The sequence below is a fragment of the Enterococcus sp. GPZ-007 genome (assembly GCF_059374735.1).
The window spans coordinates 114,572-127,129 of the sequence record NZ_JCAFYN010000003.1; the positions used below are offsets into that span (position 1 = coordinate 114,572).

Here is a 12,558-nt window from a genome sequence, read left to right on the forward strand (position 1 = left end):
TGACTCACCTACACTTTCTCTTTCACATGTTTGCCTAAGATGCCGGCTGGACGAACTAATAAAATCAAGATTAATACCGCGTAAACCACTGCATCTTTGAAATCAGAAAAACCTAGCGCAGTCGTGATCGTTTCGATCAAGCCGATTACGAACCCGCCAATCGCAGCTCCCGGAATAATTCCGATCCCGCCTAATACCGCGGCGATAAATGATTTCAAACCAGGAATATAGCCCATCATCGGATCGATCGAGTTATAATACAACCCGATCATCATACCGCCGGCCGCAGCTAGCGCTGATCCTAAAGCGAAGGTAAAAGAGATTGTCCGATTCACATCAATCCCCATCAGCTGCGCAGCATCCGTATCAACACTTACAGCCCGCATCGCTTTACCCATTTTGGTTCTTTGAACGATCAAATTCAACGCGATCATCAAGAACAGCGATAATCCTAAAATCAATAACTGAATATTTGTAACCCGTAAGAAACCAATATTGAAGACCTGCATTTTGATTACCTGCGGAAAAGGTCTTGTCGTAGAACTGAAGAAATAGATCATTGTATTCTGCAAGAGGTAAGACACACCGATCGCCGTGATCAATGCGGCGATTCGAGTTGAATTTCTTAACGGCCGATAAGCTAAGAATTCAATCACAACACCTAAGATCGCACTGCCAGCCATCGACAAAACTAATGCTGGGAAAAATCCCATATTGAATTGATTAATCAAAAAATAGCCGATAAACGACCCGATCATATAAATCTCGCCATGGGCAAAGTTAATCAATTTTATTATTCCATAAACCATAGTGTAGCCCAGCGCCATCAGCGCATAAACACTACCTAGGAAAAGCCCATTGACGATTTGCTGTATAAATACTTCCATCTTTATCACATCACTTTTCAAATAAATAGATTGGTCTAGATGACCTTGATTCTTAAAAAGGAGTGTACCAAATACCATTGGCACACCCCCTTGCCTGCTTTACCCGAGTAATTATTGATTAACGGTTTCAGCAGAAGATTCTTTTCCATCTGTTAGACCAAGTACAACTAGAGGTTTCACAGGATTATGCTCTTTATCCATTGAGATCTTACCAGTAACGCCTTCGAAGTCTTTCAAGCTTGCTAATCCTTTTTTGATTGCTTCAGGTGTTGCTTCGCCTTCTTCTTCGATCGCTTGTTTGATCATATAAACAGAGTCATATGCTAATGCGTTGAATGAAGATGGTTGTTTGTTGTATTTCTTCTCAAATGATTCTACAAATGGTTCAACCTTATCTGTTGCTGGAGCTTTTGTTGAGAAGTGACCAGTGTAGTAAACATTTTTGACATTGCTAGCACCGGCAGTTTCAACAAGTTTTTCATCCCCGAAGCCGTCGGCACCAATAATTGGCTGCTCAATACCCATTTCACGTGCTTGCTTAATGATCAAGCCAGCTTCTGTATAATAACCAGGAACATAAATTACGTTGAAGTCTTTATCTTTGATCTTCGTTAACATTGCTTGGAAGTCTTTATCACCAGCTGTGAAGTTCTCTTCTGCCACAATCTCACCTTTATAGGTATCTTTGAAGGCTTTCTTCAATCCGATTGCATAGTCGCTTGAGTTATCCCCTAAGATTACTGCTTTGTCCGCTTTTAAGTTGTCCTCAGCATATTTTGCCAAAATAACCCCTTGCGAACTATCTTGGAAACAAGAACGGAAAATGTATTCTTGTACTTTCCCTTTTTGAACAGTGATAGCATCGTCTGTCCCAGAAGGAGTGATTGCAGGAACCTTCGCCTTTGTCAAATTCGGTAATATTGCTTTCGTCGCTCCAGATGTTGCCGGTCCAATAATTGCAACTACTTCATCTTTCGTTGTTAAGTTCGCTGCAACCGAAGCTGCTTCATTATTGTCAGACTTATTGTCTTTCGAAACGTATTCGATCTTTTTGCCATCGATCCCGCCGTCTTTGTTGATTTCTTCAACAGCTAATTTGACACCTTCATTTTCTGCCTCACCATAAGCCGCTACAGCTCCTGATAATTCAAAGTTTCCGCCGATTTTGATTGTATCGGCATCTCCTCCGCCACCACCATCGCTGGCTTTAGGCGACCCACATGCGCCTAATAGGAACAACCCTGCTGCTAATACAGCTACTGTTCTTTTCTTCATCCTGTTACCCCCTAATAAAATAATGATAATTTGTTAAGATAATAAAGAATATATAGGAAAAAACTCTCACTGTCAATTAAATTTTCTGAATATTTTAATAATTCGGCAATACTCAAACAATTTATAGCGCTTACAGTACTGGAAAAGCCTTATCAAATAACGAAAAAGAAATCTCATTAACCAGTAAATAGTCAATAAGATTTCTTAAAAATAACTATATTCATTTATCTATGCGCACTCTCAGCGATCAAATCCGTCAATGAATCAAAGTGAAAATATTCTAAATTTCCCTACTGTAGGCTTTCACTTAAGCCTATAAGAAGGAAAAAGCAGATGATTTTTTCCACACCTATACAATAACTTCACAAACGTATTTCAGCTTTTTGAGCTCCGTTTAACAGGAACGCCTACGAAGCTCATCAACCAAAATTTTTCTTTCAATTAAATAGTTTGAAATTTTGTCCTTATCTCCCTAATGATTCTTCGCTCATTTTTTGATAATCTGGTTCTTCATGATCTACACGATTTTTCCGCAATGAAAATTTTACTGGCACATAATCAAAGCCCGGCTTTGCAAACGGATGACAACGTAAAATTCGGGAAATGCCCATAAGAAACCCTTTGAAAGCTCCATGAACTTGGACTGCCTTAATCATATAATTCGAGCATGTCGGGTAGTAACGACAGGATGGCTGCGTCAACGGCGAGATAAAACGTTGATACCCATGCACCAGACTAATAAGACCTTTACTGATAATACTCATTCACTCACCTCAAGATATCAACAATTGATTAAAACCCTTTTCCTCATCCTATTCTACTGATCGCGCAAAATAAAGCAAGAATTTGAAAAAGGGACCGCACCAAAAAATTGATGCAGCCCCTTATGAATAATCGCAATCAGATTTTGTCCAATGACTAATGAACAAACTCTAAAATATGACGCCAAACACCTGGCAATAGTACTTTAAATGGATTTCCGCCGCCCATTGCGCCGTAACCAATCATACTGCCGACTATGAATAATATGACACCAGCAAGTAAAATCGCTACGATGCGTATCAAACTACGTAAAATATGTTCACCTGAACTCATAAATCCACTCCTATTCCCACACAGAGGTATTTGTCTTTATCTTACTAAAAACAAAATGACCATCATATTGTCCATAACTCTGGTGTTCTTCTTAATTAACTGTAGTCCTCTACACTCAGACGTAATAACAGTTAAAAGAAGAACAAAATCTTATGCTAAAACAGTTGTTTTGTCAGCTGTTTTTTTGCTTTCATTGTCTACACGTTCCACGTCTGCGCCTAAGCGTTGTAACTTCGTATGGAATTGATAGTAGCCGCGATCTAAGTATTTCAAATTGCGTACACGTGTAATGCCATTTGCTCGCAAGCCTGCTAAAACCAAAGCTGCTGCAGCACGTAGGTCAGTGGCATATACTTCTGCTCCTTGAAGCTCTGAAGCACCTTTGATCAATGCAACATTGTTGTCAATTTTGACTTGTGCATTCATTCTGCGCATTTCTTCTAAATGCTGGAAACGATTTTCAAAAACAGTTTCTGTCGTAGTGCTGACACCATCGGCAACTAATTGGATAGCTGTCATTTGTGCTTGCATATCTGTTGGGAAACCTGGATGAGGCATCGTTTTGATATCAGTCGCTTTTAATGTTTTAGGACCAATGACACGTAACCCATCATTTTCTTCTGTGATCTTAACGCCCATTTCAATCAATTTGGAGATCAAAGGACGGTTGTGTTCTGGGATCGCACCGTCGATCAAGACGTTTCCTTCTGTCATCGCAGCAGCAACCATAAATGTTCCAGCTTCGATACGGTCCTGAACGATTGGATGAGAAACAGCATGAAGGTGATCAACACCTTCAATACGCATGGTTTCAGTCCCCGCACCATGGATGCTGGCACCCATTTTATTCAAGAAATTCGCTAAATCAACGATTTCAGGTTCGCGAGCAACGTTTTCAATCACAGTGGTGCCTTTAGCCTTCACAGCAGCCATCATGATGTTTTGTGTTGCGCCGACACTTGGGAAATCTAGATAGATTGTATCCCCAACTAATTCATCAGCAATGGCTTCGATATAGCCATTTTTTTGGATAATCTTCGCGCCTAGAGCTTGGAATCCTTTTAAATGCAGATCGATTGGGCGTTTGCCGATCGCACAACCACCTGGCATTGCTACTTTTGCATGACCGTTACGAGCCAATAAAGGACCCATTACTACGATTGAAGCACGCATCTTACTAACGTATTCATATGGAGCTTCCACGTTCAATTGACGTGTCGCATCCACTGTAATTTCTTTCGTTTCTTCATTAAATTCAACATCTGTATTCAAATACCGAATCACTTGATTCATGGTAAAGACATCAGATAAAATCGGAACATTGCTTAAAGTAGATGTTCCTTCCTCAGCCAATAATGTCGCAGCTAAAATTGGCAGCACAGCATTTTTTGCGCCTTCGATATGTACTGTTCCTTTTAATTGTTTGCCACCACGAACGATGATCTCTTCCATTGTATTCCCTCCAAAAAATGCTAGTCGCTTTTCCGCGTATATGTACCTTAACTAAATGTCAAAAAGATATTTTTACACAAAAGAATGATTTCTAAGAAGAATGTACTGCAAGTAAAACCTAGGGCGATCGCTAACATGAGGATCGCAAGTCGAACCTGAGTTTCTTTGAATGCTTTAAAAAGATTCTCTATCCGCAATGACCGTAGAGCCCAAAAGGCTAAATAGATAAAGGAAAAATGCGAGACGATTCTCACGATTGCATCAATTCCATAAACTTGCATAATTCGTTTCCTTTCAAAAAAATCAACAGTTGGATTATATCATAGAATCAGATAAAGAAGAATACTTTGATCGCCCAAAGGACTATACAGAAACTTTTAAAAAACTTAATATTTATTTTCTGTTTCCTACTGTTCAAAAGTAATCTTTTTTATACACAAAAAGACCTTTAAAAATTTCCACCCTGCTCTTTTGGTCAAAATATCAAAAAAACAGTGGCTATTTTTGGTATTTGAAATTCTTGAAAAACGACCGTTTTCAAGTGATTTCTTTATTCTAACCGAGGATAAAAAAATTGAACAATTCCGCAAAAAAAGAGCTGCGTCAGCCACAAACCGACACAGCTCTTTAATAAATTTTTTAACGGTGTTTGGAAACTTTGATCCGATTCATCGCGCGGTGCAAGGCAACCTCGGCACGGCTCAATTGATCCGTATCTTGTTTTTCGCGTGCTTCTTGAATGCGCGCTTCCGCCCGTTGTTTTGCTCTTTCGGCACGAGAAACATCAATATCGCGTTCACGTTCGGCCGTATCAGCGATGATCGTCAATACGTTGTCCCGAACTTCCATGATTCCACCGTTGACTGCGATCCAGTCCACGTGTGTATCAGAATCCGTTCGACGAACACGAACTTCATCGATCGCAAGAGGCGCAATGATCGGGGCATGGTTCGGTAAAATACCGATTTCACCAGCGACCGTTTTAGCAACGACGATGGTTGCATTATGATCATAGACGTTGCCATCTGGAGTAACAACGTTCACTTGTAGAACTTTGTTTTTTTCTTGTTCCATCGGGCACCTCTTTCTAGTAGCCTAAAGTTTTCGCTTTTTCGATGACGTCTTCGATTGTACCGACACTACGGAAGGCATCTTCAGGAAGATCGTCGTATTTTCCTTCAAGAATCTCTTTGAAGCCCTCAACGGTTTTTTCAACTGGTACATATGAACCAGGCTGACCAGTAAATTGTTCAGCAACGTTGAAGTTTTGTGATAAGAAGAATTGGATACGACGAGCACGAGATACGATCACTTTTTCTTGGTCAGACAATTCGTCCATCCCTAAGATCGCGATGATATCTTGTAATTCACGGTAACGTTGTAAGACACGTTGAACTTCAGTGGCTACACGATAATGTTCCTCACCAACAATTTCAGGCGCCAAAGCACTTGAAGATGAAGCCAATGGGTCAACGGCTGGGTAAATCCCTTGTTCTGTTAATTTACGTTCCAAGTTGGTCGTTGCGTCCAAATGGGCGAAGGCTGTTGCTGGCGCAGGGTCAGAATAGTCATCGGCTGGTACGTAAATGGCTTGAATAGATGTAATCGAGCCTTTTTTCGTTGAAGTGATTCGTTCTTGTAATTGTCCCATTTCAGTTGCCAAGGTTGGTTGATACCCAACGGCAGATGGCATACGACCTAGCAAGGCAGAAACTTCTGAACCAGCTTGCGTGAAACGGAAGATGTTGTCGATAAACAACAGCACGTCTTGTCCTTCTTCATCACGGAAGTATTCAGCCAATGTCAAACCAGTCAAGGCAACACGCATCCGCGCACCTGGCGGCTCATTCATTTGTCCAAATACCATGGCTGTTTTCTCGATAACGCCAGAGTCTTTCATTTCATAATAAAGGTCGTTCCCTTCACGAGTACGTTCCCCAACACCGGTAAATACAGAAATCCCACCGTGTTCTTGGGCAATATTATGAATCAATTCTTGGATCAAGACGGTCTTACCAACACCGGCACCACCGAAAAGTCCGACTTTCCCACCTTTTAAATAAGGTGCTAATAAGTCGATAACTTTGATCCCTGTTTCTAAAATTTCATTACTTGTGCTAAGTTCTTCAAAGGTCGGAGCCTTTTTATGAATGCCGCTGCGCTCTGCATCTTCTGGAAAAGGTGCTTCTTTATCGATCGTTTCACCTAATACGTTGAACACACGACCTAAAGTATCTTTCCCTACAGGAACAGAAATAGATTTGCCGGTATCGACAACTTCCATCCCACGTTGCAGACCATCAGTAGCTTCCATGGCGATCGTGCGGATAACACCATCACCAAGTTCTAAAGCGACTTCAAGAACAACTTTTGTTTTATCTTTTTTATAAACAATCAACGCATTGTTGATGTCTGGTAAGGATTGATCTAAAGAAAATTCCACGTCGACAACGGGACCAATAACTTGAACAATCTTGCCTGAACTCATGTTTTTTCCTCCAATCTCGAAATTATTCTAATGCGGAAGCCCCGCCGACAATTTCAGTAATCTCTTGGGTGATCGCCGCTTGACGGGCCCGGTTGTATGAAATAGTTAGATCATCAATGATCGCACCAGCATTATCTGTCGCTGTCTTCATTGCTGTCATCCCAGCTGCGTGCTCTGCTGTTTTAGCATCGACAATCGCGCCATAGATCAAGCTTTCAGCATATTGCGGAAGTAATTGATCGAGGATCGCTTCTTTTGAAGGTTCAAACAAATATTCTTCACGATATTCTTGTGCTTCACTTGGATCCAAGTCAGAGATCGGCAGCATTTTTTCTACCCGAAACTGACTAGATAATGAGTTCACGTGATGGTTATAACATACGTATAGTTCATCGAAAACTTGATTTTCATACATACTGGTCGTCATCGAAACGATTTTTCGCACTTCATCAAAGCTTGGCTGATCAGACAAATTGCGTAACTCATAAGCCAATTTAACGCCGCGAGCTTTGAAAAAGTCTGCTCCGGCTCCACCAATGGCTAACAAAACATATTCATCAGCAGAATCATGATCATCTTCAAGCATCGCCATGGTTTGTTTTAAGATCGAGCTGTTGTAGCCTCCAACCAAGCCGCCATCAGAAGTAATCACGATATAACCAGTTTTTTTGACTGGACGATTCAGCAACATGCTGTGATAGTTGATACCGCCTAACTCACGACCAGAATTCGCCAACTCTGTCAATTCGCTCGCTGTCAAGTGCGTTAATACTTCGCGTACTTTCGAAGCGTAGAGCTGGAATTTTGCAGAGTAAGCTTCTGATTTCGTTAATTTAGATGCTGAAACCATTTGCATAGCGTTGGTGATTTGACTTGTCTTTTTCGTCGATGCAATCCGTGTTTTAATTTCATTTAAGGATGCCATGATCTTTTTTCACCTCGATTATGCTTTTTCTTGGTTCGCTGCAGAAGCGTCAAAAATGTCTTTGAATTCTTGGATCGCTCCATCTAATTTATCTGTATCTGGTAGTTCTTTCGTGTCGCGAATCGTTGCAAAAATATCTGAATGATTTGTTTCCAGATATTCGAACAATTGCGATTCAAAATCCAAAATACTGTTAACAGGAATACTATCAAGTACCCCATGAGTCAAGGCATAAAGAATCACAACTTGTTTTTCGACAGGAAGCGGTGCATGTAATTTTTGCTTCAGCACTTCAACTGTTCGACGTCCACGATTCAATTTAGCTTGTGTTGCAGCATCCAAATCTGAACCGAATTGGGTGAAGGCTTCTAACTCACGATAGCTTGCAAGGTCTAAACGCAAAGTTCCGGCAACCTTTTTCATTGCTTTAATTTGTGCAGATCCACCAACCCGGGATACGGATAAACCAGCATCAACGGCTGGACGAATACCAGCATAGAACAAATCATTCTCTAAGAAAATTTGTCCATCAGTGATTGAGATTACGTTGGTTGGAATATATGCTGAGATATCTCCAGCTTGTGTTTCAACAAATGGCAAGGCCGTCAATGACCCGCCGCCTAGTTCATCTGAAAGTTTTGCCGCACGTTCTAATAGACGTGAATGCAAATAAAAGACATCCCCTGGGTACGCTTCACGACCTGGCGGACGACGTAATAGTAATGACAGTTCACGATAAGCAACAGCTTGTTTTGACAAGTCATCAAAGACGACCAAAACGTGTTTGCCGTTATACATGAATTCTTCACCCATTGCTGTTCCAGCATAAGGTGCGATAAATAATAGCGGTGCAGGTTGTGAAGCACCGGCTGTTACGACGATGGTGTAATCCATTGCGCCGAATTTACGAAGAGTTTCAACTTGCGAACGGACAGTTGACTCTTTTTGTCCAATAGCGACATAGATACAGATCATATCTTGACCTTTTTGGTTGATGATCGTATCAATCGCGATTGATGTTTTACCTGTTTTACGGTCACCAATGATCAATTCACGTTGACCACGTCCGATTGGTACTAAAGCATCGATGGCCTTTAAACCTGTTTGCATTGGTTCTGATACTGATTTACGCTGCATAACGCCGGGAGCCATTGCTTCGACTGGACGTGTGTTTGTTGTTTCAATTGGACCCATTCCATCAATTGGTTGACCAAGTGGGTTCACAACACGTCCGATCATGTTTTCGCCAACAGGCACTTCCATGATCTTACCGGTACGTTTTACTTTGTCTCCTTCACGAATGGACTCAAATTCACCTAGAACGATGATACCGACATCATTGCTTTCTAAGTTTTGTGCCATTCCGTAAGAGCCGTTAGAGAACTCCAATAATTCCCCACTCATTGCATTTTCTAAACCGTGGGCACGGGCGATCCCATCCCCAACGTAAGTGACTGTTCCGATTTCCTCAACAGACAGCTTATTATCATAATTCTGAATCTGTTCTTTGATTAAAGCACTGATTTCTTCTGCTTTGATGGCCATTCATTTCACCTCTTCTTCTCTACTTTTTACTAAGTGCTGCTCGTAGACCATTTAATTGGCTGGCGAGGCTGCCGTCGATCACTTGATGATCGGCTTCAACAATGACACCGCCGAGAATTGATTCATCAACTATCGGGGTTAACGTGGCCTTCTGGTAGCCAAAAACATCAGCGACTTTTGCTTCAAGCTCTTGTTTCTTTTCTTTAGAGAGCGGTACAGCCGTAGTGACTGTTCCATGTGCGATTTTATTTCGTGCATCGTAACGACATTCAAATTCATCGATCATAAAGGGCAGATCGTCGCTGCGATTGTATTCAAAAACTACTAATAGAAAATTTTTGACCATGCCGTCAAAGCCGCCGGTAAAAGCATCCATGATAGCTTTCTTTTCTGCACCTTCTAAGCGAACATCGGTCAAAATATTTCCAAGATCAGGAATTTCTTTACAGATTTCCCGAACAGTCAACAGCTCTTGATAAACAGCATCGGCAGCTTCGTTTTCGATCGCCAGTTCAAACAAAGCTTTGCCATAGCGTTTACCGACTGTGTATTTATCAAGCTTCATGTTTCGTGTTTCCCAACTTATCCATGTAGTTATCGATCAAATCTTGATGAGCATCCTGCGAAAGCTCTTTACTCAAGATTTTCTCTGCGATTTGCAGGGATAGTGCCGCTACATCATCTTTAACAGAAGTCAACGCGTTTTCACGTTCATCTTTGATCTCCGCTTGCGCGCGATCTTTCAGACGAGTGACTTCTTCTTTGGTATCCTTGATGATGTTTTGACGGCTCAACTCGCCGCTTTCTTTCGCATTTTTGATGATTTCTGCCGCATCACTACGAGAACTTGCTAACTGAGCTTCACGTTCTTTTTCCAGCTCAGCTGCTTTAGTCCGAGATTGTTCGGCAGAATCTAGATCATTGGCGATCTTGTCTTCACGTTTTTTCAGGATGTCTTGAACGGCACCCCACGCGAATTTCTTTAATAACGCCATTAGAATCACGAATGATAACGTAACGACGACTAAATTACCGAGCGTTGTATTGACAGCCTCAGCAACAACTAGATTCAGCATACTCGGTCTTCCTTTCTGTTCTTTCTCATTACAGAACCCTTTATACAGCTCTGTCGTTCATCTCTTGGACGAAATTCAACGAAAAAGCGTTAATTTTTATTGGAAAACCATCAACATACCTAGTACAACACCTAGAATTGGCACAGCTTCGATCAAACCAACACCGATAAACATTGTTGAACGAATTTGACCTGACATTTCTGGTTGACGTGCCATAGATTCAATTGCTTTTGAGATTACTTGTCCGTTACCATAACCAGCCCCGATTGCGGCTCCCATGATTGCGATTCCTGCACCGATAAAGTTCATAATAAATTTCCTCCTAAAAGTATGTTAAATTTTTTAAATTATTCTACCTCGATTTTATGACTGATATAAACCATAGATAGAGTAGTGAAAACAAATGCTTGGATACTACCGATAAATAGTGAGAATGCAATCCAAATCATCTCAAGCGGAATAGCGAATGGTAAGGTCCACCAGCCTGCGCTTGTGACCATGCTTGCGATCAGTGAAAGCAATACTTCACCAGCAAAAACGTTCCCGTAAAGACGTAAGCCTAACGTGATAACGTTCGTAAATTCTTCCATCAATTTAATCGGAAACAATCCGGTTGGTGTGAAGAAAGAATTTTTTACGTACCCGCCAAAACCGAGTTTTTCAGTTCCTAAATAATTGGCTAGGACCAATACGAGTAATGCCAATCCCATTGTTACAAAGGGGTTAGCTGTCGGACTTTTCCAATAAGTCACTTCATCACCTGTAACGATCTTCGTGACCAGTCCGATTTGGTTTGCTACAAAAATAAATAAGAACAACGTAAATGAGAACAAACTAAAATTTCTGACTTCTTTACGAGGCATGTTGTCACCAACGATGTTCGTAGTAAAATCAATGACCCACTCAATTGCGTTTTGCTTTCCTTTGGGTTTCAATGATAGGTTGCGTGTAAACGCAAAAACAAGGAAGAAGACAATCACACATGTCAAAATAATCATTGTCGTTACCGTACCATCGAACCATACGGGACCTATATGGAAAACCCAAGATTTTTCATCCAATTCAGTTCACCTCTCTTCCCAGCGACTCGCGTCAGTTCGTGCCTGCTTAGCGCTGCTCCTCAAAATACTATCGTATGTTACCACCAGAGAAAGAAAATTTCAAAGAATTTTCCTAAAAATTTTCGAATAAGTCAGAGATATTTTCTATAACGTTATTTTATCCCTGCTTATTCCCCTCTGGCAGTTGGTTTAGCCCGCAAAAAGGCTAGTATAGATTGTAACTAATCGTATCAAAATCCATTGTGAAGTAAAGAAATTCTCACTAAATATGCGAAAAAGAATATTTTACTATCTAGAATAGTTTTTTAACGTTCGGCTGATTTGTCGATCCACATCTTTGCGCTTCAAAGTTTCTCGTTTGTCGTATTGGTGTTTCCCTTTAGCGACACCGATCAAAACCTTTGCATAGCCATCTTTCAAATAGACTTTTAGCGGAACCAATGTTATCCCGGTATTTTTTACCTCATTAGCCAATCGTGTAATTTGTTTTTTATGCATCAATAGTTTTCGTGTACGTACAGGATCGTGATTGAAAATATTGCCCTGCTCATATGGGCTGATATGGACATTGTATAAAAAAGCCTCGCCGTTTCTAATCCGCGCAAAGCCATCCTTCAAGTTGATCCGGCTATTGCGGATCGACTTGATCTCCGTTCCCTGCAAAACGATACCCGCTTCGATCGTATCGATGATCGTGTAATCATGCCGGGCCTTTTTATTTTGTGCCACTAATTTGCCTTCAGCTTTTGTCATA

Annotated in this window: 15 protein-coding genes; all 15 read right to left on the bottom strand. The window is 41.0% G+C overall.

Annotated elements, in window-relative coordinates; all coding sequences use genetic code 11:
- Positions 1-8 precede the first annotated feature (8 nt).
- Positions 9-887 (bottom strand): branched-chain amino acid ABC transporter permease, encoded by an 879-nt coding sequence (locus AC4J95_RS03325; protein ID WP_316404605.1) that lies wholly within the window; start codon positions 885-887, stop codon positions 9-11.
- 111 nt (positions 888-998) lie between these two features.
- Positions 999-2,162: an ABC transporter substrate-binding protein gene (locus AC4J95_RS03330; protein ID WP_494548596.1), complete on the bottom strand. Its 1,164-nt coding sequence runs from the start codon at positions 2,160-2,162 to the stop codon at positions 999-1,001.
- A gap of 464 nt (positions 2,163-2,626) precedes the next feature.
- Positions 2,627-2,917: a membrane protein insertion efficiency factor YidD gene (yidD, locus tag AC4J95_RS03335; protein WP_494548639.1), complete on the bottom strand. Its 291-nt coding sequence runs from the start codon at positions 2,915-2,917 to the stop codon at positions 2,627-2,629.
- A gap of 163 nt (positions 2,918-3,080) precedes the next feature.
- Positions 3,081-3,257 (bottom strand): DNA-directed RNA polymerase subunit beta, encoded by a 177-nt coding sequence (locus AC4J95_RS03340; protein WP_316404607.1) that lies wholly within the window; start codon positions 3,255-3,257, stop codon positions 3,081-3,083.
- Between the two features lie 150 nt (positions 3,258-3,407).
- Positions 3,408-4,709 (bottom strand): UDP-N-acetylglucosamine 1-carboxyvinyltransferase, encoded by a 1,302-nt coding sequence (murA, locus tag AC4J95_RS03345; protein WP_316404609.1) that lies wholly within the window; start codon positions 4,707-4,709, stop codon positions 3,408-3,410.
- A 47-nt stretch (positions 4,710-4,756) separates the two neighbouring features.
- The gene (locus tag AC4J95_RS03350) at positions 4,757-4,990 is read right to left on the bottom strand and encodes a DUF1146 family protein (RefSeq protein ID WP_316404610.1); all 234 of its coding nucleotides are present in this window, start codon (positions 4,988-4,990) and stop codon (positions 4,757-4,759) included.
- Positions 4,991-5,348: 358 nt separating this feature from the next.
- Positions 5,349-5,783, bottom strand: coding sequence for a F0F1 ATP synthase subunit epsilon (locus AC4J95_RS03355; RefSeq protein ID WP_010746747.1), 435 nt, complete (start codon positions 5,781-5,783; stop codon positions 5,349-5,351).
- A 13-nt stretch (positions 5,784-5,796) separates the two neighbouring features.
- Positions 5,797-7,197 (bottom strand): F0F1 ATP synthase subunit beta, encoded by a 1,401-nt coding sequence (gene atpD / locus AC4J95_RS03360; RefSeq protein WP_316404612.1) that lies wholly within the window; start codon positions 7,195-7,197, stop codon positions 5,797-5,799.
- A 22-nt stretch (positions 7,198-7,219) separates the two neighbouring features.
- A complete protein-coding gene (locus tag AC4J95_RS03365; protein ID WP_494548640.1) occupies positions 7,220-8,125 on the bottom strand; it encodes a F0F1 ATP synthase subunit gamma in 906 nt (301 codons plus the stop codon).
- 15 nt (positions 8,126-8,140) lie between these two features.
- Positions 8,141-9,667, bottom strand: coding sequence for a F0F1 ATP synthase subunit alpha (gene atpA / locus AC4J95_RS03370; RefSeq protein ID WP_494548597.1), 1,527 nt, complete (start codon positions 9,665-9,667; stop codon positions 8,141-8,143).
- A 19-nt stretch (positions 9,668-9,686) separates the two neighbouring features.
- Positions 9,687-10,232 (bottom strand): ATP synthase F1 subunit delta, encoded by a 546-nt coding sequence (gene atpH, locus AC4J95_RS03375; protein WP_494548598.1) that lies wholly within the window; start codon positions 10,230-10,232, stop codon positions 9,687-9,689.
- Positions 10,222-10,743 carry a F0F1 ATP synthase subunit B gene (atpF, locus tag AC4J95_RS03380; protein ID WP_494548599.1) on the bottom strand — a complete coding sequence of 174 codons (522 nt, stop codon included), beginning with the start codon at positions 10,741-10,743 and terminating at the stop codon, positions 10,222-10,224. The genes atpH and atpF overlap by 11 nt, the downstream gene beginning before the upstream one ends.
- A gap of 96 nt (positions 10,744-10,839) precedes the next feature.
- Positions 10,840-11,052, bottom strand: a complete 213-nt coding sequence (gene atpE, locus AC4J95_RS03385) for an ATP synthase F0 subunit C (protein ID WP_010743272.1) — start codon at positions 11,050-11,052, stop codon at positions 10,840-10,842.
- A 38-nt stretch (positions 11,053-11,090) separates the two neighbouring features.
- A complete protein-coding gene (gene atpB, locus AC4J95_RS03390; protein WP_494548600.1) occupies positions 11,091-11,804 on the bottom strand; it encodes a F0F1 ATP synthase subunit A in 714 nt (237 codons plus the stop codon).
- Positions 11,805-12,092: 288 nt separating this feature from the next.
- Positions 12,093-12,557 carry an SsrA-binding protein SmpB gene (gene smpB, locus AC4J95_RS03395; RefSeq protein WP_494548601.1) on the bottom strand — a complete coding sequence of 155 codons (465 nt, stop codon included), beginning with the start codon at positions 12,555-12,557 and terminating at the stop codon, positions 12,093-12,095.
- Position 12,558 lies beyond the last annotated feature (1 nt).